The organism is Streptococcus hepaticus (assembly GCF_043656315.1).
Taxonomy (GTDB): Bacteria; Bacillota; Bacilli; order Lactobacillales; family Streptococcaceae; genus Streptococcus; species Streptococcus hepaticus.
On sequence record NZ_JBINIY010000002.1, the window covers coordinates 45407 to 70547 of the forward strand.

The 25141-nt window shown below is 41.2% G+C and carries 25 protein-coding genes, 4 pseudogenes and 1 riboswitch; of the genes and pseudogenes, 24 read left to right on the plus strand and 5 right to left on the minus strand.

Annotated features, from left to right (window positions below; translation table 11 throughout):
- Positions 1 to 9 precede the first annotated feature (9 nt).
- Positions 10 to 531: an isoprenylcysteine carboxyl methyltransferase family protein gene (locus tag ACHUFA_RS02480; RefSeq protein WP_222350202.1), complete on the minus strand. Its 522-nt coding sequence runs from the start codon at positions 529 to 531 to the stop codon at positions 10 to 12.
- Between the two features lie 251 nt (positions 532 to 782).
- Here ACHUFA_RS02480 and ACHUFA_RS02485 point away from each other — a divergent pair.
- Positions 783 to 1805: pseudogene (locus tag ACHUFA_RS02485) on the plus strand (IS30 family transposase).
- 204 nt (positions 1806 to 2009) lie between these two features.
- On the opposite strand, the pseudogene ACHUFA_RS02490 reads toward ACHUFA_RS02485, so the two are convergent.
- Positions 2010 to 2083 (minus strand): annotated as a pseudogene (locus ACHUFA_RS02490) (IS200/IS605 family transposase); the annotation flags it as partial.
- 69 nt (positions 2084 to 2152) lie between these two features.
- On the opposite strand from ACHUFA_RS02490, the pseudogene ACHUFA_RS02495 reads away from it, so the two are divergent.
- Positions 2153 to 2281, plus strand: a pseudogene (locus tag ACHUFA_RS02495) (transposase); the annotation flags it as partial.
- A gap of 345 nt (positions 2282 to 2626) precedes the next feature.
- Here the strand turns inward: ACHUFA_RS02495 and ACHUFA_RS02500 are convergent.
- On the minus strand, positions 2627 to 3322 hold the full coding sequence (locus ACHUFA_RS02500) for a CPBP family glutamic-type intramembrane protease (protein ID WP_394404813.1): 696 nt from the start codon (positions 3320 to 3322) through the stop codon (positions 2627 to 2629).
- Positions 3323 to 3550: 228 nt separating this feature from the next.
- On the opposite strand from ACHUFA_RS02500, the gene ACHUFA_RS02505 reads away from it, so the two are divergent.
- The 3 genes and pseudogenes from ACHUFA_RS02505 to ACHUFA_RS11145 form a co-directional block, all read left to right on the plus strand.
- Positions 3551 to 4201 (plus strand): response regulator transcription factor, encoded by a 651-nt coding sequence (locus ACHUFA_RS02505; protein ID WP_394404814.1) that lies wholly within the window; start codon positions 3551 to 3553, stop codon positions 4199 to 4201.
- Positions 4202 to 4203: 2 nt separating this feature from the next.
- Positions 4204 to 5556, plus strand: a complete 1353-nt coding sequence (locus tag ACHUFA_RS02510) for a HAMP domain-containing sensor histidine kinase (protein WP_394404815.1) — start codon at positions 4204 to 4206, stop codon at positions 5554 to 5556.
- 208 nt (positions 5557 to 5764) lie between these two features.
- Positions 5765 to 5993, plus strand: a pseudogene (locus ACHUFA_RS11145) (transposase); the annotation flags it as partial.
- Between the two features lie 233 nt (positions 5994 to 6226).
- Here ACHUFA_RS11145 and ypfJ read toward each other — a convergent pair.
- Positions 6227 to 7129, minus strand: a complete 903-nt coding sequence (ypfJ, locus tag ACHUFA_RS02515; protein ID WP_394404816.1) for a KPN_02809 family neutral zinc metallopeptidase — start codon at positions 7127 to 7129, stop codon at positions 6227 to 6229.
- Between the two features lie 98 nt (positions 7130 to 7227).
- On the opposite strand from ypfJ, the gene ACHUFA_RS02520 reads away from it, so the two are divergent.
- The 9 genes from ACHUFA_RS02520 (at position 7228) to ACHUFA_RS02560 (ending at position 16402) form a co-directional block, all read left to right on the plus strand.
- The gene (locus ACHUFA_RS02520; protein WP_222347193.1) at positions 7228 to 7707 is read left to right on the plus strand and encodes a deoxycytidylate deaminase; all 480 of its coding nucleotides are present in this window, start codon (positions 7228 to 7230) and stop codon (positions 7705 to 7707) included.
- Between the two features lie 421 nt (positions 7708 to 8128).
- Positions 8129 to 9319 (plus strand): methionine adenosyltransferase, encoded by a 1191-nt coding sequence (metK, locus tag ACHUFA_RS02525; RefSeq protein ID WP_222347194.1) that lies wholly within the window; start codon positions 8129 to 8131, stop codon positions 9317 to 9319.
- Positions 9320 to 9601: 282 nt separating this feature from the next.
- Positions 9602 to 11314: a leucine-rich repeat protein gene (locus ACHUFA_RS02530; RefSeq protein ID WP_394404817.1), complete on the plus strand. Its 1713-nt coding sequence runs from the start codon at positions 9602 to 9604 to the stop codon at positions 11312 to 11314.
- 209 nt (positions 11315 to 11523) lie between these two features.
- Positions 11524 to 12783 (plus strand): UDP-N-acetylglucosamine 1-carboxyvinyltransferase, encoded by a 1260-nt coding sequence (murA, locus tag ACHUFA_RS02535; RefSeq protein ID WP_394404818.1) that lies wholly within the window; start codon positions 11524 to 11526, stop codon positions 12781 to 12783.
- 8 nt (positions 12784 to 12791) lie between these two features.
- Positions 12792 to 13358, plus strand: coding sequence for a GNAT family N-acetyltransferase (locus ACHUFA_RS02540; RefSeq protein WP_222347197.1), 567 nt, complete (start codon positions 12792 to 12794; stop codon positions 13356 to 13358).
- On the plus strand, positions 13355 to 14215 hold the full coding sequence (locus ACHUFA_RS02545; protein ID WP_222347198.1) for a methionyl aminopeptidase: 861 nt from the start codon (positions 13355 to 13357) through the stop codon (positions 14213 to 14215). Before ACHUFA_RS02540 ends, ACHUFA_RS02545 begins: the two co-directional genes overlap by 4 nt.
- A 24-nt stretch (positions 14216 to 14239) precedes the next feature.
- Complete coding sequence (locus ACHUFA_RS02550; protein ID WP_222347199.1) at positions 14240 to 15178, plus strand: YihY/virulence factor BrkB family protein; 939 nt, start codon at positions 14240 to 14242, stop codon at positions 15176 to 15178.
- A 57-nt stretch (positions 15179 to 15235) separates the two neighbouring features.
- Positions 15236 to 15682 (plus strand): MarR family winged helix-turn-helix transcriptional regulator, encoded by a 447-nt coding sequence (locus ACHUFA_RS02555; RefSeq protein WP_394404819.1) that lies wholly within the window; start codon positions 15236 to 15238, stop codon positions 15680 to 15682.
- 12 nt (positions 15683 to 15694) lie between these two features.
- Positions 15695 to 16402 carry a B3/B4 domain-containing protein gene (locus ACHUFA_RS02560; protein ID WP_222347201.1) on the plus strand — a complete coding sequence of 236 codons (708 nt, stop codon included), beginning with the start codon at positions 15695 to 15697 and terminating at the stop codon, positions 16400 to 16402.
- A 181-nt stretch (positions 16403 to 16583) separates the two neighbouring features.
- Here ACHUFA_RS02560 and ACHUFA_RS02565 read toward each other — a convergent pair whose 3' ends face one another.
- Positions 16584 to 17012, minus strand: a complete 429-nt coding sequence (locus tag ACHUFA_RS02565) for a GtrA family protein (RefSeq protein WP_222347417.1) — start codon at positions 17010 to 17012, stop codon at positions 16584 to 16586.
- A 34-nt stretch (positions 17013 to 17046) separates the two neighbouring features.
- Positions 17047 to 17146, plus strand: a riboswitch (PreQ1 riboswitch).
- Between ACHUFA_RS02565 and ACHUFA_RS02570 the strand changes: the two genes are divergently transcribed.
- The 10 genes from ACHUFA_RS02570 to ACHUFA_RS02615 all read left to right on the plus strand — a co-directional run bounded on the left by ACHUFA_RS02570 (position 17144) and on the right by ACHUFA_RS02615 (position 25132).
- Positions 17144 to 17659, plus strand: a complete 516-nt coding sequence (locus tag ACHUFA_RS02570) for a QueT transporter family protein (protein ID WP_222347202.1) — start codon at positions 17144 to 17146, stop codon at positions 17657 to 17659. It overlaps the preceding riboswitch by 3 nt.
- Before the next feature lie 153 nt (positions 17660 to 17812).
- Positions 17813 to 18682 (plus strand): GRP family sugar transporter, encoded by an 870-nt coding sequence (locus tag ACHUFA_RS02575; protein WP_394404820.1) that lies wholly within the window; start codon positions 17813 to 17815, stop codon positions 18680 to 18682.
- Positions 18683 to 18767: 85 nt separating this feature from the next.
- Complete coding sequence (locus ACHUFA_RS02580) at positions 18768 to 20894, plus strand: Tex family protein (RefSeq protein WP_222347204.1); 2127 nt, start codon at positions 18768 to 18770, stop codon at positions 20892 to 20894.
- On the plus strand, positions 20881 to 21318 hold the full coding sequence (locus ACHUFA_RS02585) for a SprT family protein (protein WP_394404821.1): 438 nt from the start codon (positions 20881 to 20883) through the stop codon (positions 21316 to 21318). The genes ACHUFA_RS02580 and ACHUFA_RS02585 overlap by 14 nt, the downstream gene beginning before the upstream one ends.
- A gap of 69 nt (positions 21319 to 21387) precedes the next feature.
- Entirely contained in the window at positions 21388 to 22155 is a 768-nt protein-coding gene (locus ACHUFA_RS02590; RefSeq protein WP_394404822.1) for a hypothetical protein, read from the plus strand.
- Positions 22139 to 22393 carry a PspC domain-containing protein gene (locus tag ACHUFA_RS02595; protein WP_222347207.1) on the plus strand — a complete coding sequence of 85 codons (255 nt, stop codon included), beginning with the start codon at positions 22139 to 22141 and terminating at the stop codon, positions 22391 to 22393. The genes ACHUFA_RS02590 and ACHUFA_RS02595 overlap by 17 nt, the downstream gene beginning before the upstream one ends.
- The gene (locus ACHUFA_RS02600) at positions 22394 to 22894 is read left to right on the plus strand and encodes an NUDIX domain-containing protein (RefSeq protein ID WP_394404823.1); all 501 of its coding nucleotides are present in this window, start codon (positions 22394 to 22396) and stop codon (positions 22892 to 22894) included.
- 118 nt (positions 22895 to 23012) lie between these two features.
- Entirely contained in the window at positions 23013 to 23690 is a 678-nt protein-coding gene (locus tag ACHUFA_RS02605) for a response regulator transcription factor (protein ID WP_222347209.1), read from the plus strand.
- On the plus strand, positions 23687 to 24847 hold the full coding sequence (locus ACHUFA_RS02610) for a sensor histidine kinase (RefSeq protein WP_222347210.1): 1161 nt from the start codon (positions 23687 to 23689) through the stop codon (positions 24845 to 24847). The genes ACHUFA_RS02605 and ACHUFA_RS02610 overlap by 4 nt, the downstream gene beginning before the upstream one ends.
- A gap of 162 nt (positions 24848 to 25009) precedes the next feature.
- The gene (locus tag ACHUFA_RS02615) at positions 25010 to 25132 is read left to right on the plus strand and encodes a teichoic acid D-Ala incorporation-associated protein DltX (protein WP_222347211.1); all 123 of its coding nucleotides are present in this window, start codon (positions 25010 to 25012) and stop codon (positions 25130 to 25132) included.
- Positions 25133 to 25141 lie beyond the last annotated feature (9 nt).

The window sequence follows — 25141 nt, forward strand, 5'->3', positions numbered from 1 at the left end:
GCTTAAAAATTATTGCTGACTATTTGGGATAATCACTTCTTTTAACAACTTATTTTCCTCTTTTATACGTTTATAAAGAATAAAGGCATAAAGTGGAAATAGCAGAATGAAGCTGTAACTTGCATGACATAAAAGTGCTAATCCGATGAGCTCAGGTAAGATGTTCAAAAAATAATTTGGGTGCTTTATTGTTCGAAACAACCAATGGTTAATAAAGCGATGGTTCTTAACTAACATGAGCTTCACTGTCCAAATAGAACCCAGAAGCTGAACAACCCAGTAGAGCATGACCATTGCAAAAACAAGTAGAATCAATCCGAAAGCACTTACTGTATCGAATGATACTTGTTTAATGCTGGCCTCCATTAAGCAGGCTACATAAAAGAGAATATGAGCAAGGGTCAACAACTTTGTATTAGCTACGCCGAACTCTTCACCTCCATCCGCTAAAATCTGCTTCTCATTTCTGATAGAAATCTTTAAAAAGAAAAGTCTCAGCAGGAATAGAGCACCGACCAATATGGCAATCAAAAGATACCTCCTTTCATGTTGCAACTCCTACCTTTTCTAAAGGGGGGGCAAACCATAAGAAATAAGTAGAATTGTTAACAGGTTTACTTGATAAATTAATTATAATAAATGCTTCTACAATATGTCTGTTCTTTATCTGTAGTCTTTCTGTTTTTTAAAAAATGCCCGCGTTGTAAAATGAAGTGCAACAAAAAAGACATGTTCGTCTGATATACTAGAATTCCCCAACTCAGTATAGAAAGCAGATGAACATGTCTAACACTCATTCTACCAAAAAATCATCCTATTCTCATCTCTCAGCCACAGAACGTGGTGAAATTGCTGCTTATCTTAAAATGGGAAAGAAACCAGTTGAGATTGCTCGTCTCCTGGGTCGTCACCGTTCTACAATCTGCCGAGAAATCAGACGTGGTTCAGTTAATTAGGTACAGGATAAAAATGGGAAACGAACCTATTTCAGCGCCTATTTCGCTGATAGTGGACAACGTGTCTATGAAACCAATCGTCAAAAGTGTTCTTATCTCAAGTTGAATGACTGCTCCGCTAGGTTCATTGAACAATTAGGAGATGCCTTGAAGGCTAACGTCCGTCTCCATAGCGTAGATAGTTTTGTTCAGACTTATAAAGCAACCCATCCTGAAGAAGTCGTACCCTCTACCAAAACGATTTATCGTTATATCAAATAGGGGCTGTTAGCTATTAAACCAATTGATCTGCCTAAGATGGTTAGTATCAGAAAACGTTCTAAGAAAGTCACGAAGACGAATCGGAAGACTTTGGGTAAGTCTATCGAAGAACGTCCAGAGTGTATCAATGACCGTTCTGAATTTGGGCATTGGGAGATTGATTTGGTTCTTGGCAAGAAAACCAAAGATGAAGCTGTTATTTTGACTTTGGTAGAGCGCCAGACACGCTATGCACTGGGCGTTAAGCTAGAAGACAAACAGTCCCACACCATCAATAGTGCTGTAAGGCATCTCACCAGTCTGTATCCTATTGCATCCATCACAGCAGATAATGGTTCTGAGTTTAGTTTACTCTCAGACTTGGAAGCTGTTGATGTTTACTTTGCACATCCATATTCTTCACATGAGAGAGGCACAAACGAGAACTTCAATGGCCTCCTCAGAGAATATGTCCCTAAAGGAGTCTCACTTAATTCACTAACCTCTGAAGAACTGGAAAATTATATCACTGCCATCAATGAGCGCCCAAGACGACTTCTTCAGTATCAAGCCTCAAAATTTCTGTTTGGGCTAGTCCAAACAGCTTAACCTCTGGAACTCTAGCTATCAATGAACTTGTTGCACTTAACTTGACAACGTGCGGTTTTTAAAAAAGGTCACAATCATCCGTTAAAATGAGTAGCTTGTACACCGACTGTAAGCCGCTCTCCTCCAGTAACGACCAAAGTCGTTCGCTGAAAACGTTCAGGTTAATGCTATGGTTACTTGACCAATGCCCGTAACAACGGGCATTTATCGTGTTCTGAATCTGCCATCTGAAAACGGGTCCTCATACTCTTTCACACTCAAGAATCAAGTGCAATGTCTGAACAGGTTACACTAAACTAGACAGAATTTATAAAGTGTTCTACACTAAAGAAAATAGGAGAAAAACTATGTCTAGAAAAATTCGCCGTTACTTCACAGATGACTTCAAACAACAAATCGTTGACTTGCACAATGCAGGTAGAAAACGCAGTGAACTGATCAAAGAATATGATTTAACGCCCTCAACCTTCGATAAGTGAGTTAAACAAGCAAGAACAACTGGTTCCTTCGTTTGTCCAAGACCAGAAAAGTAAAGATTGGCAGTCAAGCCTAAAGTCCAGCTTAGGTTAACAACGCTTTTGGAGACAGCAAAGCGTTTGGCCAAATAACGAGTAAGAAAAATCATCGGCAAGGCATAGAGTGCAACTAATGAAATGGTTAGCAAAAAGAGTGGATATTTTTGCTAACCATTTGGCTTACCAAAGTAGTTAAAGAGAACTTTACAGCCCGAGAAGAATCCCCAAATAGCTAGAAAAATGACAAGTTTCATTTTATGCGTAGAAAAAATGTTTCACGAAGTAGATTTCCTTTCAAAAATAGAATTAGTAAAGAATATAAGATAGTATAGTTAAGCCAAGTGTGTCAGCAATGGCGTGTGCTAAAAAGAAGGGAAGCAGGTTTTGCGGTTTCCATTTTCTGTAACAGATAAAGAAAATGAGACCAAGCAAAAGTCCCAGCGCAATAGCGTTTCCAAGACCTTGATAGGTGTGGAAGCTGCAGCGGATAAGAAGAGAATAAAGGAAAGCCCATTTAATGTGCTGAGGTTTAACAGCAAGGCAGACGCCCAGAAAGAAAATCTCTTCATAAAAACCATTGAGCAGTGAATAAAGAATTAGAGATAAATCCACATTAGAAAAAAGCTGTACCAGACTTGGTGTTGGGGGAGTTGTCAGATTGTAACTGATCAGTGAGTAGGCATCCATAGCCAGTGCCGATATCAAAAAAAGTCCAATAACCTTAAGCGGAAGCCAAGCATCAATCTTAATATGTCGTGTCCAGACCGAAAAGTCAAAGTTTCGCCAGAGCAGATAGATAAAGGCAAGGAAAAGCCAGATTGATTGAATAGCCAAAGCCTGATAATTTTGCCAACTAGAAAAGGTAAGATTATTTCCCAACGTGGTTGTGTGATTAATCAAGGCGATATATTGGAGGGTTGATTTGTAAATACCTTCCCCAAACATAATGAAGGTAACAATGATAATATCAAACCAGCGCAAAGTTGTCAGTTTTTTTTTCATAAAAAGCTCACCTCCTCATAAAATAATAATAGTTATTCCTGTGCAGTTTGGTTATAACTGTACAACTTCTAGATTCATTATAGCAAAGGCAACTAAACTCTTTCTGCTCCCTATCTGTTTTTTGTCTGTTTTTTGAGAAAATTACAGTTTCCTCTCCTGTAAAGCTTGCCTGGTCAAGCTTGGAATATTATAATAAAGTTAAAACTCAGAAGAGGAGACGATACCAGCATGGTAAAAATTATGGTTGTGGAGGATGATCCCGTCATCAACCAAGTTGTTTGTGAATTTTTAGGAGAACAGGGTTATCAGACCTTGGCAGTTTTTGATGGGAAACTGGCTTTGGAGGCCTTTCAAGATGACAACTTCGATTTAATCATTTTGGATGTCATGATTCCGTCATGCACGGGGATTGAAGTGCTTAAAGAGATTCGTAAGACGTCACAAGTTCCTATCATGATGTTGACAGCCATGGATGATGAATATACACAGCTCGTTAGTTTTAATCACTTGATCAGTGATTACGTGACCAAACCTTTTTCCCCCCTGATTTTAATGAAGCGGGTGGAAAATATTTTGCGAAACAAACTAGTTCCTGAGAGTCTATCAGTAGTTGATATTCAGATTTTTCCTGAGGAAGGCTGTGTTGAACTGGCGGGTCAGTCTATTGATTTGACGAAGAAAGAGTATGATATCTTACTTTACTTGGTTAAAAGGAAAGGGCAAATCGTGAGTAGAAGTCAGTTAATGACTGCTATTTGGGGTTACGAGGAACTGGATAGCCGTGTTTTGGATAATCACATGAAAAATCTACGAAAGAAATTACCTTCACTTCCTCTAAAAACGGTTATTGGCCGCGGTTATCGGGTTTTGGAGGAGTGAGTATGGGACTTGTACGTAAGAATTTCTTGGTTGTTAGTGCGTTGATTATAACGACGATTTTTATCTTATTTGCTTTCCTGTCTTATACCATGCCAATCTATTATAATCAGACTAAACAAGCAGAGCTCAAAAAGGATTACACAACTATTGTGAAAAAATTGGATGGGAAATCGGAGAAAGCCCTTCTTTCGGATGTGAAATCCTATGATAAGCAGTATCCTAATATTCTACTCAGCTTGCTGACAACTTCTGGAGAGGTGAGATATCCAGATTTTTCGGATAAGGAGTTTATCCGTCAAAGTCAACAATATTTGGAAAATGGAAACTTTGATCAGATTGGACATTGGTCAACAGTCATTACAAGCGTCGAAGGAAAACAGTACATTGTAGAAGCCGAGTATGGTTTTCAATCTCTATCAGAGATCAGTCAAATTTTACTGGCCTTCTATCCTTTCATTCTACTTGCTGTCGTCTTGCTGTCTAGTTTGGTTGCTTATATTTATAGCCGCCTTTCCAATAAGCGAATTACAGCGATTTCACAGACAACTAGGCAAATGCAACTGTTGCAGGAAGGGGCTGTTTGTCAAGTAAGTGGTCAGGATGAGATTGCAACTTTGGCACAGGATGTTAATCACCTTTATGCCAAGTTGCTGACAAGTATTGGAGAATTAAAGGTTGAAAATGAAAAAACGGTAGCACGTGAGCGACAGCAGGCTGATTTTCTTCGGATAACGGCACATGAGTTAAAAACTCCCATCGCTAGTGCGCTAGGATTGGTTGAGGGGATGATTTACAATGTCGGTGATTTCAAGAACCACGACACGTATTTGAAGAAATGCTATGACATTTTGCAAGAACAATCCCAGCTGGTGCAGTCCATTTTGGAAGCGACCAATCTTGATCTTGGGCAGCTAGGTAATCAGGAACAGTTCGATTTGAAAGAGACGATTGAGCAGCATCTGGATACCTATCAAGCTCTTGCACAGCTCCATGCTTATGACTTTCAGGTGAATCTTTCTCCAGTTACCGTAAGAGCAAATGAGACCTTCCTCCTGAAAGCCATCAAAAATATTTTAGATAATGCCTTTCGCTATACAAGAGAGGGTGGGGCTATCCAAGTAACCTTAGAAGATGATTATCTAAGAATTAAAAATCAGGCTGAACATTTACCTGAACAGGACGAATTAGAAAAATTATTTTTGCCATTTTATCGTCCAGATTTCAGCAGATCAAAAAAAGATGGTGGTACGGGCATAGGGCTATATCTGGTGAAACAAGTCCTAGAAAGACGAGGTTTTAGGTATCAATTAAAGTGTGAGGAAGATTTTTTTCAATTTACCATTTGGTTTAAGTAATTTCTGGCATGATAGTTTGCTATTACGAATATACAAGAGGGCTTTACTTTTGGAATTATATTTATTATGTAATTTGTAGTTTGCATCTTGTTTTGTTCCATAAGGTATGAGGAGGACAAACATCGGTACCTGAGAGTGTTTGTACTAAAAAGCTCCAAGTAGCACGGGAATCTCTATCATAAAGTGAAAAGAGGAAATGACCAAGCGAACGATAATTCTTAAGAGTGATGAGCACCAGAAGTTTCAGGGAACACCGTATTTTAAAGAAAGAATCAAACATCGCTACAGGATAGAATCCAAAAATGTGGAACTTAAACACAGACATGGTCTTGATACTGCTAGGGCATTGGGTCTTTTCAATGTGGGGTTGCAGGTGGTAACAACTCTCTTCGTGGTTAAATATGAAGAGGATTATAACTCTAATAAACCCAAAATAATCATAACCACCCGTCAAACGGGTGGCTATGACTTGTCTCACACCTACGGAGCGAGACGGACGGAAAGTCACATAAGTGAAAAAACGAGGACTCTCCTCGGTTATGAGCTAGATTCCTCGTTTTTGAGTTTTATTTAAGCAATAGAAAACTTACTTTTTCAAGTGGAATCCGAAATTCGTCTCCTTTCGTGCTTAGCTCTAAGTCCCCCACTTTGGTTGACAGAGAGGCCTCTTTTAATTGATACTGGCAGAAAACGTATCTCCGTGTTCAATATCGCCATATTGATAACCACGTTTGAACCATTTTTGCCGTTGAGCGGATGACCCGTGGGTAAAACTGTCTGGTACAGAAGTGCCGTAGGCGGCTTCTTGCAAGGTATCGTCGCCGACAGCATGGGCAGCAGCAAGAGCTTCGTCAACATCTCCAATTTCTAGCAAGCCTTCATTTTCAACATGGTTTGCCCAAACTCCAGCGTAATAATCGGCTTGGAGTTCGAGGCGGACATTGAGGGCGTTGGCCACTTTTTCAGATTTTCCTTGGCGTGCTCGTGTGTAACTTTCCATCGTGCCCAATTGATTTTGGACATGGTGTCCCACCTCGTGAGCAATGACATAGGCCATAGCAAAGTCGCCGGCCGCATTGTACTTGCTAGTTAGTTCTTGGTAAAAGCTGAGATCGATATAGACCTTCTCATCCGCTGGACAGTAGAATGGACCAGCTTGCGCACTTCCAACTCCACAGCCATTGGTTTGGGTTTGCTCGGAATAAAGAACCATAGTAGGCGGTTGATAGGATTTACCATTTCTAGCAAATTCTTGTGTCCAAAATTCTTCAGTAGAGTTAAAGACTTTGCTGACAAAGACCGCATCTTGGTCAGATGCAGCAGTTGAAGCAGACTGACTGGTAGAATAAGAGGACTGATACTGACTTGCTCCGAAAAGGTCCCCGAGATTCATTCCACCGCCTAGAAAAGCCAGGAGAAGAACGAGGATAACCAGCCATTTTCCACGCCCAGAAGACATGAGAAGCTGGAGTAAAATGCCAAGTCCATTGCTAGAACCGCTAGAATAGCCAGACTGTTGCTGGCCCCGGCGATCTTCAATGCGTTTACTTTGTTCTAAATCATCTATTTTCATAATGTACTCTCTTTCCCTTATATTATATAGTAAGCGCGTAAAAAAGAAAAGCGAGCGTTCTTTTTTTATAAGGTTATTCATAGTATAATAAAAGAAAAATGCGAGGTGAACTTGTGGAAAATCGGCTAGCTTGGGATGAATACTTTGCTGCACAGGCCTTACTTATTGCCAATCGGGCAACCTGCAAACGGGCAAAAGTTGGTGCAGTTTTGGTCAAGGACAATAAGGTCATTGCAACGGGCTACAATGGATCGGTATCTGGAACTGAGCACTGTCTAGACAGAGAATGTCTCATGGTGGATGGTCACTGTGTTCGGACGATTCATGCGGAAATTAATGCTATCTTACAGGGAGCTGAACGTGGGATTCCGCGTGGTTTTACTGCTTATGTAACCCATTTTCCATGCCTGAATTGCTCTAAGCAATTACTTCAAGTGGGTTGCAAGCGCGTGGTCTATATCAATGAATATCGCATTGACGACTATGCTACCTATCTCTATCGGGAAAAAGGATGTGAGCTAGTCCATTTACCATTGGCAGATGTCAAAAAAGCCATTCAAGATACGGATTTTATCTGAGATAAATGAATTTCTTTAGTGTATTCTGTTTTTGTTTCTAATTGTATCCTAGGAGTTTTCATGGTACAATGGTTTGGTTAATGAGTCCCGAAAAGGCGGCTTGACCGTCTAAAAATCTTATTGACTGCGTTGATTTGTCTTGATGTACTTCAGTACTATCTGCGACTTCATCGCCTTGTCACTAAAATTTTTAGATAGGTCATGTTAGTGAATAACAAAAGGCCGGTTCTTTGTAACTCGACACCAACAAGGGCAACTCGATGTTGCTCTTTGTTGGACGCCAAGTCCTATGGAATCTTGGCTAGTCGACTTACTAGAATTTTTGACAAATAATATCGATTTGTCAAAAATTCTAGTAACAATAGTGTGAATGCTTGTTGCGGTAAGTTGATGCAATTCTAATTTTAGGGGGGACATTTTTATGTCAGAACGTAAACTTTTCACGTCTGAGTCAGTATCTGAGGGGCATCCAGATAAGATTGCAGACCAGATTTCAGATGCTATTTTGGATGCTATTTTAGCGGAAGATCCTGAGGCTCACGTTGCGGCGGAGACGGCTGTTTATACGGGGTCTGTGCATGTTTTTGGAGAAATTTCAACGACTGCTTATGTGGACATCAACCGTGTGGTTCGTGATACCATTGCGGAGATTGGTTATGATAAGGCTGAGTATGGTTTTTCAGCTGAGTCTGTTGGGGTGCACCCATCGCTTGTTGAACAATCACCAGACATCGCTCAAGGGGTTAATGAAGCGCTTGAGGTTCGTGAAAATGCTGAGCACGATGCTTTGGATTTGATTGGTGCTGGTGACCAAGGTCTCATGTTTGGTTTTGCAGTTGATGAGACACCAGAACTCATGCCATTACCAATTTCCTTGTCACATAAATTGGTGAAAAAACTCACTGACTTGCGTAAATCAGGTGAGATTGCTTATCTCCGTCCAGATGCCAAATCACAAGTCACTGTTGAATACGATGAAAACAATCAACCAGTTCGTGTGGATACTGTCGTTATTTCTACTCAACATGACCCAGAAGCGACGAATGAACAAATTCATGAAGATGTTATCAATAAAGTCATTAAAACTGTGATTCCTGCAGAGTACCTTGATGACAAGACAAAATTCTTTATCAACCCAACTGGTCGTTTTGTTATCGGTGGTCCTCAAGGGGATTCTGGTTTGACAGGTCGTAAGATTATCGTGGATACTTACGGAGGGTACGCTCGTCACGGTGGTGGCGCCTTTTCTGGTAAAGATGCGACGAAGGTTGACCGCTCTGCTTCATATGCCGCGCGCTACATTGCAAAGAATATCGTTGCAGCAAGCCTTGCTAAGAAAGCAGAAGTACAGTTGGCTTATGCGATTGGGGTTGCCCACCCAGTCTCAGTCCGAGTGGATACATTCGGTACAGGAACCGTTGCAGAATCAGCCTTGGAAGCGGCTGTTCGTCAAGTCTTTGATCTTCGTCCTGCTGGTATTATTCAAATGCTCGATTTGAAACGTCCAATTTATCGTCAAACAGCGGCATACGGACACATGGGACGTACGGATATTGACTTACCATGGGAAAAATTGGACAAGGTTGATGCTTTAAAAGAATTATTGAAATAACAAAATAAGAGTGACAGAGGCTAGGATTTGTTTCCTAGTTGATGTCGCTCTTTTTTTATCTTTTTGATTTTAACCATACCTAATTAAAAAAATAGGTTGACTTAATAGATGTGGTTTGGTATACTGAATCATAGGATTTCAGTTATATGATTGGAAATATCCAGCAACACTATAAAAAGCTAGCACAATAAAAGAAATAGTGTTGATACAGTCAAACAATGAGCTCAAAGGCTTGACTGTTTATATATGAATTTAACATCACTTAGTAAAATGAGGAGACATATGAAAAAAAGAAATAGTAGCTATTTAGTGACAGCAGCAGTATTAGTAGTAGCTCAAGCTTCTCTAACTTCAGCACCAGTGTTTGGGGAAGAAGTAGAGTCGCCGGATATCCATGTCGCAACAGTGGATTCCATATCAGGAAGCAGTGCTCTAGTCAACTCTAAACCAGTAGTTGGAACAGTTATTGAAGATAATGGTATCAAGTATAAGGTCTTGTCAGTAGATGGAGATAAGCCAAAGGTTCAAATTGGAAATGGTCTCTATCCGATCCAATTCACAGCAGAGCAGGATGATAAACCCTATCGCATTCCTTCAGAAGTAGTCATCTCAGGTGTCACTTATGAAGTGACAAGAGTTGCGGAGGAGGCTTTGGCCTATTATGCAGATGAATCTGGGCTTTTGACCTACTACCCAAGTTCCATTGAAATTCCAAGTAGTGTGACGATTATTGAAAAAAATGGTTTTAAGGGGAGTAAAGCAAAGACAGTCTCATTTGAAGCGGGAAGTCAATTAACCAAGATTGAAGATGGAGCTTTTTCTTTCACAGAGTTAGAGGAAGTTCTGTTACCTGCTTCACTTGAATACATTGGAAATAGAGGATTTGATTTTAACGAAAAATTACGAAAAGTAAGTTTTGAACAGGGTTCTAAGTTGGAAATGATTGCCCATGAAGCTTTTTCGAATCTACCAAAATTGGAAGAAATAATACTCCCTAAATCGGTGAAAACAATTGGGAATGCCCTTTTTAGACACTCATCTGGTTTGAAGTCGGTCTACGTTGAAGAGGGGAATGAGGCAATTGTCTCACAAGATGGTATTCTATATTCTAGGGACATGAGTAAGCTAATCTATTATCCAGCTCGAAAAAGTGGCGACACCTATCGTACTCCAGATAGTGTTAAACAAATCGAAGCTTTTGCTTTCAATTTTAATCAGTTTCTGAAAAACGTTGAAATAGGTGAAGGCGTAGAAGTTCTTCCTACATTTGTCTTTGCTGATGCTCTGGCGCTGGAAAAGGTTACCTTACCACTGAGTTTGAAAAAAATTGAGCGACTAGCTTTTTATGGAAATTTGGAATTGAAAGAATTAACGATTCCAAACCAAGTGACAGAGTTTGGAGAAAATCCTTTTAATGGGTTGCCAAAATTAGAAACATTAGTCCTCGGAAAAGGCGTTCGTGAGATTCCAAGAAAATTTTTAGCGGGACGTCTAGATAGTTTGAAAGAAATCCGTCTCTTGAATAAAGATGACAAATTCTCTGTTCAGGAGACAAGTTTTGATGTTCCTGAAACGGTAAAATTTATTGTACAAACACAGTCGATTAAGGAGAAACTTGCGCCAAATCTATCAAAAGGAAATCCCATTTCTATAGAAGAAATGAATCCAGAGGATATCAATTCGGTAGAAACCAAGTCAGAAGAGGCTGGTAAGGAGGAAAAAACGGCAGGTACCACTCCTGCGATTAGCCACACTAGTGAAAGGGAAAGGAAAGACTTCGCAAGTGAAATAAAAAAAATGGATATGAAAGACAAAGAACCAGTGTCTAGTGACAAGCAAGATGCTGGAATGAAAAAACATCATGTATTGTCAAGTAAGGTGCAAGCTATACTTCCTAGCACGGGAAGTAAGGTGCAACAATTGTACGCCTTAATCGGTGTAATCACTTTAATCGTCGGAGCTGTTTTCCTACTTGTGAAGAAGCAGAAACGCTAGATTAAATCGTACGGTTTGACTTTCTTTGTTTTTTATTTTTATCAGTAAAATGGTGGATAGGCTTCAGCAAGTCAGAGGGCTTGCGACAGTCTGTTCACTGTTTTATTTTACTATAGGAAGGCTAAAATTGAAACACTAGCCATATTTTACCCTATATGGTATAATAAATGGATGTCTTTATGACGAAATTGAGAAAGAGATATGTTAGTATGAGAAAAATTGTCATAAACGGTGGTCGTCCATTGGAAGGACGGGTAACAGTTAGTGGTGCAAAAAATTCAGTGGTAGCCTTGATTCCAGCTATCATCTTAGCAGACGGCATTGTCACTTTGGATGGCGTACCTGCTATTTCTGATGTAGATAGTTTGATTGATATTATGGAGACCATGGGGGCTACTGTTAAACGTGATGGCGAAACTTTGGAAATTGATCCACGTGGTGTTCAAGATATGCCGATGCCTTTTGGGAAAATCAATAGCTTGCGCGCTTCTTATTATTTCTACGGTTCCTTGCTAGGTCGTTTCGGTCAAGCTATTGTAGGCTTACCTGGTGGTTGTGACTTAGGCCCACGTCCAATTGACCTGCATTTGAAAGCCTTTGAAGCTATGGGAGCAACTGTTTCCTATGAAGGAAGCAATATGCACTTGACGGCTACAGAGGGGCGTGTTCACGGTGCTCATATCTATATGGACACAGTTAGTGTTGGTGCTACGATTAATACCGTGCTAGCTGCGGTTAAGGCCAAGGGACGTACAGTCATTGAAAATGCAGCACGTGAACCAGAAATCATTGATGTGGCGACGCTTCTTAATAATATGGGAGCTCATATCCGCGGTGCCGGGACAGATATTATCACCATTGAAGGTGTTGAAAATCTTCACGGGACTCGTCATCAAGTGATTCCAGACCGCATTGAAGCTGGAACTTACATTGCTCTTGCTGCAGCTGTTGGGCAAGGCATTCATGTAGACAATGTCCTCTATGAACATTTGGAAAGTTACATTGCAAAATTGGAAGAGATGGGCGTGCGTATGACTGTTTCGGAAGATTCCATTTTTGTTGAAAAACAGGAGCGCTTAAAAGCAGTTTCTGTTAAAACAGCTCCATATCCAGGGCTCGCAACAGATTTGCAGCAACCATTGACACCGCTTCTTCTCAAAGCAGAGGGCAGTGGTCGTGTGATTGATACCATTTATGAAAAACGCGTTGGTCATGTAGCTGAATTGGTTAAAATGGGTGCGGATATTAAAACAACTAGCAATTATATTTCTTACCAAGGTCCAAATCAATTAACAGGTGCCCAAGTGAAGGCGACGGATTTGCGTGCGGGTGCAGCCATGGTCATTGCAGGATTGATGGCGCAAGGACAAACAGAAATTACCAATATTGAGTTTATCCTGCGTGGGTATTCTAATATTATTGAAAAATTGACGGACTTGGGTGCGGATATCCAGTTGGTAGAAGACTAGGAGTTACTATGCGTATTTGGCGGAAATTAGCAGAGTTTGCACACTTTGAAACGCCGAGGCTGGTCTTGAGACCCTTTCATTTTTCGGATGAGAAGAGCTTTTTTCAGATCGTCTCTGATCCAGAAAATTTAGACTTTATTTTCCCAGCTCTCAGCGACAAGGAAGTCAGTGATGACCTCTTGGTTGAGACCTTCATGCGCCAGCCTTTGGGGATCTGGGCTATTGAGGACAAGAGAAGGAAGCAATTACTGGGTGCTATTCGCTTTGAAAAGCTGGATGTAGAAGGACGTCAGGCAGAGATAGGCTACTTTTTGCGAAAGGAATATCGTAAGCAGGGATTCATGACAGAAGCCTTACGAAATATTGTTTTTCTAGCTTTTTATGAACTAGGGTTGCGCGAAATCTTGCTCAAAACTCATGCAGAAAACAAGGCCAGTCAAGCTGTCGCACAGAAAGTTGGTTTTACAGCCAAACGGCAGTATCGAGGAAGTGACCGGTACAGCCGAAAAACGCGCCATTATATTGATTTTGTTCTGACCGCGTCAGAATTTAGATTAGCAGAGGAAGAAGAATGATTACATTAAAATCACAACGTGAAATTGAAGCTATGGACCGTGCAGGTGATTTTCTTGCCAGTATCCATATTGGACTTCGCGATTTGATTCAACCAGGTGTTGACATGTGGGCAGTCGAAGAATATGTTCGCCGTCGTTGTAAAGAGGCCAATGTCTTGCCGCTTCAAATCGGTGTTGACGGAACACTTATGGACTACCCTTACGCAACTTGTTGTGGATTGAACGATGAAGTAGCGCACGCTTTTCCGCGTCACTATATCTTGAAAGATGGTGATTTGCTCAAGGTAGACATGGTTTTGAGTGAGCCTTTGGATAAAGCTGTTCTTGATGTATCTAAGTTGGACTTTAACAACGTAGCACAAGTTAAAAAATACACCCAAGAATACAAGGGTGGCTTGGCAGATTCATGTTGGGCTTATGCGGTTGGCAATGTCTCTGATGAAGTAAAACAACTCATGGAAGTAACCAAAGAGTGTATGTACCGTGGCATTGCTCAGGCAAAAGTGGGCAATCGTATCGGTGATATCGGTGCAGCCATCCAAGAATACGCAGAAAGTCATGGTTATGGTGTCGTAGAAGACTTGGTGGGACACGGTGTTGGACCAACCATGCATGAAGAACCAATGGTACCTCACTATGGTCGTGCAGGTCGTGGCTTGCGCCTTAAAGAAGGAATGGTTCTTACAATTGAGCCGATGATTAATACAGGCACTTGGGAAATTGATACAGATATGAAAACAGGTTGGGCTCATAAAACCATCGATGGTGGCCTATCTTGCCAATACGAGCACCAATTTGTCATTACAAAAGATGGTCCGGTTATCTTGACCAGTCAAGGTGAAGAAGGAACTTATTAAAATTGAATAGAAAAGGAGGAGAATATGAAAAGTCGCTTGAAAGAAAATAAATTCAAACGCTTCTTTACTTCTCTTTTTTCTTTTTATATGGGTTCAGAGATTGATATTACCAGTGTGGCAGTAGCCTATTATCTTATCATCTCTGTTTTCCCGATTTTGATGACCTTGGCCAATCTTCTGCCCTATCTTAATTTTGATGTGGACCAAATTTTGGTTTTCATGCAGGAACTATTTCCAGAAAAATTGTACCCAACGGCAGCCAATATGGTGGTGTCGGTTCTGACAAAACCGTCTTCGTCATGGCTTGGGATTTCCATTGCGACAACCTTGTGGACGATTTCAAAAAGTATGGATGCTCTGCAGAAAGCCTTTAACAAGGCTTACGGGGTCGGGAAACACCGTGACTTTATCGTCAGTCGTATTGTAGGTGTGTTCTTAGGAATTGGTCTTCAGTTGATTTTGACGATGAGTGTTATCATGGTGGCTTTTGGTAATACTGTGTTACAGAAATTGCATCAGACCTTTGATTTTACAGATGATTTTTTCCTGAAGCTGATTAATCGGACAGAACCAGTTGTCTATATTTCCTTGTTTCTAGCCTTAGCCATGATGTATTTCTTCCTGCCTAATGTCCGTGTGAAGAAGATTCGCTATATTTTACCAGGTGTTATCTTTGTGATGGTCGTCATGGGGTCTGTTGGGCAACTGTTTGGTCTCTATCTGGATTCTTATGCAGCTAGATTATTGGATTTTCGCTTTGTGACCTCCGTTGTGATTCTGGTCTTGATGCTCTGGTTTGTCTTTATGGCCAATATTTTGATTATTGGAGCGGTGCTCAATGCGACGGTTCAAAGTATGCATGTGGAAGAATTTTATACTCGTCATGGTGATGTGGTATCGATTTTAAACCGGATTAAGACTCGCTTGAATCCGACTGAAATAGCTGATGAAAATGAGGAGTAATCCTCTTTTTTGTTGCACTTGCAAGGAAAAGTGTTATAATAAGAAAAAGGAGGAGCGATGATTATTGGAGAAATTGGCATTATTGCCCGCAGTCTGGATTCGATTGCCAATATTGAATTTCGGGAAATGGATTTGGCAAAAGGACAGTACTTGTATTTAGTGAGAATTTGTCAGTATCCAGGGATTATTCAGGAAGAATTGTCTGAGATGCTGAAGGTTGACCGTTCAACAGTAGCTCGTTCGGTACAGAAATTGGAAAAAAATGGTCTAGTCCTTCGAAAAACTGCTGATGGTAATCGAAAAAATAAGCATCTCTATGCGACAGAGAAGGGCTTGGAGCTTTATGAAGTCTTGCAGAGGGAGCATCACTATTCTGAGGAACGCTGCTTGACAGGTTTGACCCAAGAAGAAGCTAGTGAACTGGAGCGTCTCTTGACCAAGGTCCGAGAGAATATCGTTCAAGATTGGAACGATGTCAAACAAGGTAAAAAAAGAAATTATTAAAGGAGTCTAAGCATGAAAGTTGTTGTTGATCAAAGTTTTTGGGATGTGTTTCCACAGGCACAAATTACGATTTTGTCTGTCAAGGGCTTGGATAATCGAGTCGACGAAAGTAAGGATCCTTATTTTCAAGATCTCTTGAATCAAGCAGCCAAAAAAGCGCAGGTTTTTATTGAAGAAGACAGTTTTACAGACAATGATGTCATTAAGGAATGGCGTGAGGTTTTTACCAAATTCAAGACCAAAAAAGGAGTACGTTCATCTATTGAAGCGCTCTTGAAACGGGTTAGTCAAGGTCGTGAATTCCGTCCCATCAATCCTCTTGTAGACCTGTATAATAGCATTTCTCTCTCTTATGGCTTGCCTTGTGGTGGGGAAGATGTGACTAAGATTCAAGGAGATATGCATCTTGGAAAAGCAAAAGGTGGAGAGCCGTTCTTCCCACTTGGAGCTGAAGAAGACGCGCCAGCTCTTCCAGAAGAAATCATCTATTACGATGAAGAAGGAGCTATTTGCCGTAATCTCAACTGGCGTGAAGCTCAAAGAACCATGCTGACAGAAGATACCAAGGATGCTGTTTTAGTTATTGAAGCCATCAACGAAAGTCAGATTGCTCGTGCCAATGAGGCGGTTGTAGCACTGCAAAATCTGATTGCCGATTATTTTGGCGTGACGGGTCAAGTAGCAGCTTTGACAGCAGAAAATGTGGAAGTGGAAATATAAAAAATGAGAATGGGACAAAAATCGTGATTTCGTAGAAATCGATTTTGTCTTCCCACCTCCGCACAGTTGACTAGATTGGTCGAAATTGCTTGCGTAGCAAGGAGTGAGAACATTCAGTTAACCACTGCGTCAAACTGTTAAAGTTATAAAAGTTTGAGAGCCTGAGACTTTTGTCCCAGGCTTATTTCTTTTCCTTAAAGACAAATAATTTACTTAGTACATAGTTGAGGACGATAACGAGGATTTGAGAAATCAAGGTTGCTACTGCATTGACAGATTTGATATCACTGTGAACAAACTGACCGATGATGCTTGGGAAGGTATCCACGAAGAGCCAAGCCAGGAACATATCTAATGCTAAGGTCGTTATTCGAGCAGAGATAAACTTAATCAATCGTGGGAACCAGCCGTGACTTGCTTGACGAAAAACGATTTTATCATTGGTGATAAAGGCAAAGAGAATGGCCACACAGTTGGAAATAAAGACAACGGTCAAGGTATGAGGAATTAGGTTAAATAAAACCAATCTAGTTATCATGTAGACCAAGGTTGTCGCAACTCCGAAGACCAAATAAAGGAAGACTTCATTTTTCAGTATTTTTTGTATCATTTTCATAAGGATAGTCTATCATTTTTTTGGTAAATATGCTATACTTATCAAGTTGTCAATCGACAACCCTTGGCACTTCCTCCCTTTAGCCAAGCATATTACAAGCGGTTTAGCCGCCAAAGGAGACAAACATGAAGACAAATAAATGGACTGTGCGTGATTTAGCGCAAATTGCTCTCGTTGCTGCTGTTTACGTGATTTTGACAGTGACGCCACCCCTTAATGCGATTTCTTACGGTGCTTACCAGTTCCGTATCGCAGAAATGCTCAATTTCTTAGCTTTTTACAACCGCAAGTACATTGCTGGCTTGACGATCGGTTGTATGATTGCCAATCTTTATAGTTTTGGTGTGATTGACGTCTTTGTCGGTGGTGGATCAACGCTGGTCTTTGTGACACTTGGTGTTATCTTATTTGACAAGTATAAGAAGGAACGGATCCTTAACGGCTTCTTCAATAAAGCATTCTTTTTCTTCTCTATTTTCTTTTCACTGTCAATGTTCACCATTGCCTTGGAATTGAAAGTCATCGCAGCTACTCCATTCTTCTTGACATGGTTTACAACAGCTATCGGTGAATTTGCATCACTTTTAGTTGGTGCTTGGTTGATTGAAAAAATGAGCCAACGTATCGATTTTACAAAATAAAATAGACTCTGGGAGGCAGCACCGAAAGGTGCTTTTTTGCTGTATAAATTGCATAAAAAAAAACAATTTGTCCAATATCTTGAAATTTTTCCAACAATTCGGTATAATAACATTTCGTTTGTTTTGACGAAACTTTATGTCTAGGAGGAAAATATGGAAGGAATCATGTTAGCTCTTATTCCCATGTTTGCTTGGGGGAGTATTGGTTTTGCAAGTAATAAGATTGGAGGGAAGCCAACGCAACAGACCTTCGGAATGACCCTTGGTGCCTTGGCTTTTGCCTTTGTAGTTTGGTTGGTGGTGCGTCCTGAAATGACCTGGCAACTGTGGGTCTTTGGAATTATTGGAGGTATTCTCTGGTCAGTTGGTCAATCTGGTCAATTTCAAGCGATGAAGCACGTGGGTGTTTCGATTGCTGGCCCCTTGTCAAGTGGTGCTCAGCTGGTTCTAGGAAGTTTGGTGGGTGCCTTTCTCTTTCATGAGTGGACAAAGCCTATACAGTTTATCTTGGGAATGATTGCCCTCGTCTTATTGGTTGTTGGTTTTTATTTTTCAAGTAAACAAGATCAGGACGGTGCTCACCAAATGGAGCGCTCCATTGATTTGCCAAAAGGTTTCCGTGCCTTAGCCTATTCAACAGTTGGTTATATTTCCTATGCTGTTTTGTTCAATAACATCATGAAATTTGAGGCCTTGGCGGTTATTTTCCCAATGGCAATCGGAATGGTCCTTGGCGCCCTCTTGTTCATGTCTTTCAAAGTAGACTTGGATATTCTTGTCCTTAAAAATGGCTCTGTCGGCCTTCTATGGGGAATTGGAAATATCTTCATGCTCTTAGCTGCAGCTAAAGCTGGTCTAGCAATTGCTTTTAGCTTTTCACAGTTGGGTGTTATTATTTCCATCATTGGCGGCATCCTTTTCTTGGGGGAAACAAAAACCAAGAAAGAAATGCGTTGGGTCTTGATTGGAATTGCCTGCTTTGTTGCTGGTGCAGTTTTGTTAGGCATTGTAAAAACGTATTAATTGCAAAATGGAGGTTTGAAAACAAGCCTCTTTTTTTCTATTCCAGTCATTCAGAAAAGGGCTTACATGTGCTATAATAGAAGCTATGGATAAGAAATACATGAAAATCGCTCAGGATTTGGGCGTATCACTCAAGCAAATTGATACCGTATTGACTTTGACGGCAGAAGGAAATACCATTCCTTTCATCGCACGTTACCGAAAGGAAGCGACAGGCAATCTGGACGAGGTAGTGATTAAATCTATTATCGACCTGGACAAGTCATTGACTGCTTTGGCAGATCGCAAGGAAACGGTTTTGGCTAAGATTGAAGAACAGGGCAAGTTGACAGACCAACTCCGTCAGGCCATTGAAGAAGCTGAAAAGTTGGCAGATGTGGAAGAGCTTTACTTGCCTTACAAGGAAAAGCGTCGGACTAAGGCTACCATAGCACGAGAAGCAGGTCTCTTCCCCTTGGCGCGTCTCATTTTACAAAATGTGGCTGACTTGGATGCGCAGGCAGAAAATTTTGTGGTAGAAGGCTTTGCGACAGGGAAGGATTGTCTGGCTGGTGCTGTGGATATTTTAGTGGAAGCTATTTCCGAAGATACCAAGCTCCGTGCCTGGGTCTACCATGAAATAGCGTCAAATTCTAGTTTGATTTCTCAGCTGAAAGATGAAAAGGCCGATGAAAAATTAATCTTCCAGATCTACTATGATTTTTCTGAAAAAGTAGCTAAAATGCAGGGTTACCGAACACTGGCACTCAATCGTGGTGAAAGTCTGGGTGTCTTAAAAGTGGCCTTTGAGCACAATCTGGACAAGATGATTCGCTTCTTTGAAGTACGGTTTCCACAGAAGAACGCCTACATCGCTGACGCTATCAGTCAAGCCCTCAAGAAGAAGATTATTCCTGCCATGGAACGCCGTATTCGGACAGAATTGACAGAGGCAGCCGAAGAAGGAGCCATTGCTCTCTTTTCAGAAAACCTCCGCAACCTGCTCTTGGTACCGCCTCTTCGCGGGAAAATGGTGCTCGGTTTTGACCCTGCCTTCCGTACTGGGGCTAAGCTCGCGGTAGTAGACCAGACGGGTAAACTCTTGACAACGCAGGTGATTCATCCCGTGAAGCCCGCTTCAAATAGCCAGATTGCTCAGGCAAAAGTTGATTTGGCTAACTTGCTTGATCAATATCAGGTTGAAATTATTGCTATCGGAAATGGGACTGCCAGCCGTGAATCAGAAGCCTTTGTAGCAGAGATTTTGAAAGATTTCCCAGACATTTCTTACGTCATTGTCAATGAAAGTGGAGCCTCTGTTTATTCTGCTTCCGAGTTGGCGCGTTACGAATTTCCAGATTTGACGGTTGAAAAACGCTCAGCTATTTCCATTGCTCGTCGTCTCCAAGATCCCTTGGCAGAGCTGGTGAAAATTGATCCTAAGTCTATCGGTGTCGGTCAATACCAGCACGATGTCAATCAGAAGAAGCTGTCTGAAGGACTAGACTTTGTTGTCGATACGGTCGTTAACCAAGTCGGTGTCAATGTCAACACGGCTAGTCCGTCTTTGCTCGCGCACGTGGCTGGCCTCAATAAAACCATCTCTGAAAATATTGTTAAGTACCGCGAAGAAAATGGCGCTCTGACTTCTCGTGCCCAGCTGAAAAAAGTACCACGCTTGGGAGACAAGGCCTATGAACAAGCAGCAGGTTTCTTACGCATTCCTGATGCACCAAATTTCTTAGACAATACAGGTGTTCACCCTGAGTCTTATCAAGCGGTTCAAGACTTGTTTAGCCTTTTAGGAGCAAGTGATTTGGAGCAAGCAACACCACAACTTAAGGCGTTGAACATTGCGCAAACGGCAGAAAAATTATCTATTGGTCAAGAAACTCTCAAGGACATTGTGGGAGACTTGCTCAAACCAGGTCGTGATTTACGGGATGAATTTGCAGCTCCTGTCCTGCGTCAAGATGTTTTGGATTTCAAGGATTTACAGATTGGACAGAAGTTGGAAGGAGTTGTCCGTAATGTGGTGGACTTCGGTGCCTTTGTGGATATCGGCATTCACGAAGATGGACTAATCCACATTTCCAACATGAGCAAGAACTTCATCAAGCATCCAAGTCAGGTCGTATCTGTTGGCGACTTGGTGACGGTCTGGGTGCACAAACTGGATACAGCGCGCGAAAAAGTTAATTTGACCTTGGTGCCACCTCGTGAATCTCACTGATTATGTCAAGCAGGTATCTGAGGAGGATTTTGGCCGTCCCTTTCTTCATGAGGTTTTTTGGAACAATCGCTTGCGCTCCACAGGAGGACGCTTCTTTCCTAAAGACGGTCATCTGGATTTTAACCGCAAATTATTAGACCAATTTGGACTGGAAACTTTCCGAAAAATTGTGCGACATGAACTCTGCCATTACCATCTCTACTTTGAGAAAAAAGGCTACAAACATGGTGATCGAGAGTTTAAGGAGTTGTTGAGGACAGTAGATGGCTTGCGCTATGCACCGAGTCTACCTTCTAATAAGGAGAATATTCATCATTATCATTGTCAAGTCTGTGGACAAGTCTACACCCGAAAACGACGCATTGACTTGAAAAAATACCGCTGTGGCAAGTGCCGTGGACAATTAATCCTAGACAAAAATTAGAAATCAGTCCTTGGGCTGATTTCTTTTGGGCTGGTATTTGCTATACTATATGAGAATTGAGGTGAAAAAATGGGACAAGAACAGGAAAAACGTGTCTTGGAGCTATATGAAAAAGGAATATTAACCAAGGAAGAAGCCAAGGCTTGTTTTTTGGAGCTTAATGCGGACTGTGATTTTCTTTTCATTGAAGAAAAAGCCAAGCTCGGCTTCACTTTGCCACATTTTAAGGTCTTTTCATCTAGTAAACTCAAGCAAGAATTCACCTTTTCAGATATTGAGTCCATAAAAATTCGTCTGACAGAAGGACGGATTCAATTCACCAAACAGAAAAAAGAGGACTGTGTCATTCGGATTGTCTACCCTCAGCAGTTGGAGCAGGAAGATTTACCCAAGATTTTTATTGAAGAGGAGCAACTCTATTTTGAAAGTCGCTTTCCTTGTCAGGTCGCCATTGCTCTTCCAGACAAATGGATGTCGGTCTTAGACTTGGATTTGGGTCAGGCAGATGCTCGACTAGACTATTTGCCTTTTGAGGATATTTCCATTTATAGTCAGACGGATAAAAAACAACAGGATGTCCGCTTGGCAGTCGCAGGGAAGTTTTCTCAGCATTTATCAGTGCAGTTTTGTCATGCCAATGTGCAGCTGCAACTAGCTAAGAACCAAGGTGTTCAGGGAAGATTAGAGAGTCGAATAGGGAAGGTTTGGGTTGGTCGGAAATCTCATCCTAGCCCCTATATTTGCCAACAGGAGGGGCAATATCCTCTGCAGGTAAAAATGCTGACCTTGGATGGTCAGTTGAGTGTGAAAGGAATAAAGAATGTACGGATTTTATAAGCAAAGACGAGGCAAAATCCTCTCCGGTGTATTAGCAGCAGTAGCTAGTCGTTTTAATTGGGATGTGTGGATTGTCCGAGGTGTGTTTGTAGCAGTGGTTGTATTGTTAAGGGGATTAGGTCTACTGGCACTTGCAGCCTATGTTCTGGCGGCAGTTCTCTTGCCTTATAAGGAAGATGTAGATGCGGAGCGTTTTGGAACAGGTCCCCGCAAGACCAAGGATGCGGAGAAGTTATAAATGGTAGAACGTTGGAATGCCTTTGATAAGGATGGTCAGCTTGTTGAAAACCGAATTCTAGATCGAGCTGATTGGCCAACTGAGGATGAAATCTATCATTTAGCTGTCAATGTTTGGGTTCAACATGAAGATGGAGATTGGCTCTTTGTTCGTCGTTCGCCTAAAAAATCTCATTTTCCGCTTTATTATGAAGCGGGAGCTGGTGGTTCAGTACTCTTGGGCGAAGCCTCGCAGGAGGCAGCTCTACGTGAGTTGCAGGAAGAAACAGGCTTGAAGGCCAGTACAGTTGATTTTCTTTTTCGTTTTACAGAAGAGCAGCACCGAACGCATTTTGATGTCTATTTGGCGAAAATTACTGGCAAAAAGGACGTTTCCTATCAAATTTCGGAAACAGATGCTCATGTTTGGGTAGCAGAAAAAGAAGTACCAAATTTTTTAGAAACACATCAGGTTTTTACCAATCAAAAAGAACAGATTCTAGCTTATTTGGCGACCAAGTAACTAGGGTCTTTTTTTGTGGATTTTCTGTTAATATTTACAGAAATAAACTAGCACAATCTTTTCAATGTTTTTTCAATCTTGCTATGCTAGACTAGAATCTGGAAAATAGGAGCAATGCATGAAGATTTTATTAGTAGAAGATGAAAGAAGCATCGCAGAAGCCTTGAAGGCTATTTTAGAAAGAGAAGGGTATGAAGTGAGTCTAGCCTTTGATGGGGAATCAGGCTTAGATGAAATCATTACGGCAGTCTATGACTTGGTTTTGCTGGATCTCATGCTACCCAAGCTGGACGGTCTATCTGTCTTACGAAAAACAAGGAAGTTAGGTTTGGAAGTTCCTGTTATTTGTCTGACGGCTCGTTCGCAAGTAGATGATAAGGTAACAGGGCTAGACCAAGGGGCTAATGATTATATTACGAAGCCTTTTGAAGTGGATGAATTGCTGGCGCGTGTGCGTGTGCAGGTGAGACAGTCCGTGGTTCAGAAGGCCAATCAATTAAGTTTAGGGAACCTCACTCTTAAGACGGATAGTAGAGAATTACTATCTCCTGAGGGAAAAATCACCCTTTCCAATAAAGAGTTTCTCCTGATGGAAATATTTTTCCGTCATCCAAATCAAATTCTATCGAAAGAACAGTTAATCACTAAGGTTTGGGGTCCCATGGATGATTCGGAGTACAATCAGCTAGAGGTATTTATGACCTTTATCCGTAAGAAGCTCCGCTTTTTGAAGGCGACGGTGGAAATCAAGGCGACGCGTGGTCTGGGCTACTCTATGAAAGAGGTTGAAGGATGATTGCACACCTACGGAAACAATTTGTCATCATCACCATGTCTCTCTTAACGGTGGTTGTTGCCTTCCTCTTTACAGTTAATCACTACTATAGTCAATTTTGGGACACGATGGATAATTACCGCTTGGTCCGTCTGGTTGCCAGTAACCAATATATTGCCATTCCTAATGATGAAGCGATTGCTTTAGTGACAATTCCTCCTAATCAACCCAGCAAGGTGCAACTCAACAATACTCTTTTATCGAATGATGAAGTGGAAATCTTGAGTCAAAAAATGCTGAAAAAGGGGAAGAAAAGTCGTAAGTATCAAGACTACATTTATGCCATTAAAGAAAATAAGGATGGACAGATTAGTTTAGCCCTGCTAGATAGCAAGCCCTATGAAGATCGACTGGGACAATTAGTGGTAGAAATGGCTTTTGCAATTTTTGGCTTTCTCTTACTGAGTGGTGTTAGTCTGTATCTTTCTCGCTTTATTGTGAAACCTGCTCAGGATGCTTTGGCGCGTGAAAAACAGTTTGTTTCAGATGCGAGTCATGAACTGAAAACGCCGATTGCAGCCATTCAGGCTAATGCTCAGGTCTTGAAAAATGAAGGAGCAGATAGTCGCTATCTACATCACATTATTTCAGAATCTAAGCGTATGGAAGGTCTAGTACAGCAATTGTTAGGGCTGACGCGTTTGGAAACGAGAGTGGCCGATAGCTTTACGAAGCCTTGTGACTTGTCTGCTGTCTGTGAAGAGATGTTGTTGACCTATGAAAGTCTGGCCTTTGAAGAGGGGAAAGTGATCTCTGAGCAGATAGCGCCAGCTGTATTTGTCAAAGGAGAAGAAGGACAATTGAAGCAGCTTTGGGCGATTCTCTTGGACAATGCTATCAAGCATTCTAAAGGAGGGAGTCAGATTGATTTGCAATTGTCTATCCGAAAGAAAAAGGCTTGTATTCTGGTGGTCAATCCAGCCTATCCTTATCCCCAAGAAGTATTGAACAATCTCTTTAATCGTTTTTACCAAGCGGAGGAGTCTCATCATCAGGCAGAAAGTTTTGGATTGGGTTTATCCATCGCAAAGGCAATTGTTGCCCAGCATAAGGGGACGATTAAAGTAGAGCAAGTTGATGGACAGTTTCTTATTCAAGTAGAATTTCCCCTTGCTTAATGGAATGTAGAACTTGTGTTCACAGTTCAATGCATTTATTTAGGGCTCATTCTCCGCTACTCATCGTTAGTTTTTTCAAAAAACAGCCTTGATGATCGGAAAATGATCACCTAAATCAAACTATTTCACTAGTGAATAAAGATTCTTAGAAAAGGAAGAAAGATGAGTGATTTTTGGAAGTTTGTGGCAAAAACAGCCGTGTATTTTGTCATTTTACTAGTATTAGTTTATTTTTATAGTTACCTAGGACGTGGTCAGGGTAATTTCATCTACAATGAATTTTAGGAGGTATTT

Coding starts and splice junctions, on each gene's coding strand:
- ACHUFA_RS02500 (WP_394404813.1), bottom strand. CDS start 3,322: ATGAAAAAAAAACTGACAACTTTGCGCTGGTTTGATATTATCATTGTT.
- ACHUFA_RS02505 (WP_394404814.1), top strand. CDS start 3,551: ATGGTAAAAATTATGGTTGTGGAGGATGATCCCGTCATCAACCAAGTT.
- ACHUFA_RS02510 (WP_394404815.1), top strand. CDS start 4,204: ATGGGACTTGTACGTAAGAATTTCTTGGTTGTTAGTGCGTTGATTATA.
- ypfJ (WP_394404816.1), bottom strand. CDS start 7,129: ATGAAAATAGATGATTTAGAACAAAGTAAACGCATTGAAGATCGCCGG.
- ACHUFA_RS02520 (WP_222347193.1), top strand. CDS start 7,228: ATGCGAGGTGAACTTGTGGAAAATCGGCTAGCTTGGGATGAATACTTT.
- metK (WP_222347194.1), top strand. CDS start 8,129: ATGTCAGAACGTAAACTTTTCACGTCTGAGTCAGTATCTGAGGGGCAT.
- ACHUFA_RS02530 (WP_394404817.1), top strand. CDS start 9,602: ATGAAAAAAAGAAATAGTAGCTATTTAGTGACAGCAGCAGTATTAGTA.
- murA (WP_394404818.1), top strand. CDS start 11,524: ATGAGAAAAATTGTCATAAACGGTGGTCGTCCATTGGAAGGACGGGTA.
- ACHUFA_RS02540 (WP_222347197.1), top strand. CDS start 12,792: ATGCGTATTTGGCGGAAATTAGCAGAGTTTGCACACTTTGAAACGCCG.
- ACHUFA_RS02545 (WP_222347198.1), top strand. CDS start 13,355: ATGATTACATTAAAATCACAACGTGAAATTGAAGCTATGGACCGTGCA.
- ACHUFA_RS02550 (WP_222347199.1), top strand. CDS start 14,240: ATGAAAAGTCGCTTGAAAGAAAATAAATTCAAACGCTTCTTTACTTCT.
- ACHUFA_RS02555 (WP_394404819.1), top strand. CDS start 15,236: ATGATTATTGGAGAAATTGGCATTATTGCCCGCAGTCTGGATTCGATT.
- ACHUFA_RS02560 (WP_222347201.1), top strand. CDS start 15,695: ATGAAAGTTGTTGTTGATCAAAGTTTTTGGGATGTGTTTCCACAGGCA.
- ACHUFA_RS02565 (WP_222347417.1), bottom strand. CDS start 17,012: ATGATACAAAAAATACTGAAAAATGAAGTCTTCCTTTATTTGGTCTTC.
- ACHUFA_RS02570 (WP_222347202.1), top strand. CDS start 17,144: ATGAAGACAAATAAATGGACTGTGCGTGATTTAGCGCAAATTGCTCTC.
- ACHUFA_RS02575 (WP_394404820.1), top strand. CDS start 17,813: ATGGAAGGAATCATGTTAGCTCTTATTCCCATGTTTGCTTGGGGGAGT.
- ACHUFA_RS02580 (WP_222347204.1), top strand. CDS start 18,768: ATGGATAAGAAATACATGAAAATCGCTCAGGATTTGGGCGTATCACTC.
- ACHUFA_RS02590 (WP_394404822.1), top strand. CDS start 21,388: ATGGGACAAGAACAGGAAAAACGTGTCTTGGAGCTATATGAAAAAGGA.
- ACHUFA_RS02595 (WP_222347207.1), top strand. CDS start 22,139: ATGTACGGATTTTATAAGCAAAGACGAGGCAAAATCCTCTCCGGTGTA.
- ACHUFA_RS02600 (WP_394404823.1), top strand. CDS start 22,394: ATGGTAGAACGTTGGAATGCCTTTGATAAGGATGGTCAGCTTGTTGAA.
- ACHUFA_RS02605 (WP_222347209.1), top strand. CDS start 23,013: ATGAAGATTTTATTAGTAGAAGATGAAAGAAGCATCGCAGAAGCCTTG.
- ACHUFA_RS02610 (WP_222347210.1), top strand. CDS start 23,687: ATGATTGCACACCTACGGAAACAATTTGTCATCATCACCATGTCTCTC.
- ACHUFA_RS02615 (WP_222347211.1), top strand. CDS start 25,010: ATGAGTGATTTTTGGAAGTTTGTGGCAAAAACAGCCGTGTATTTTGTC.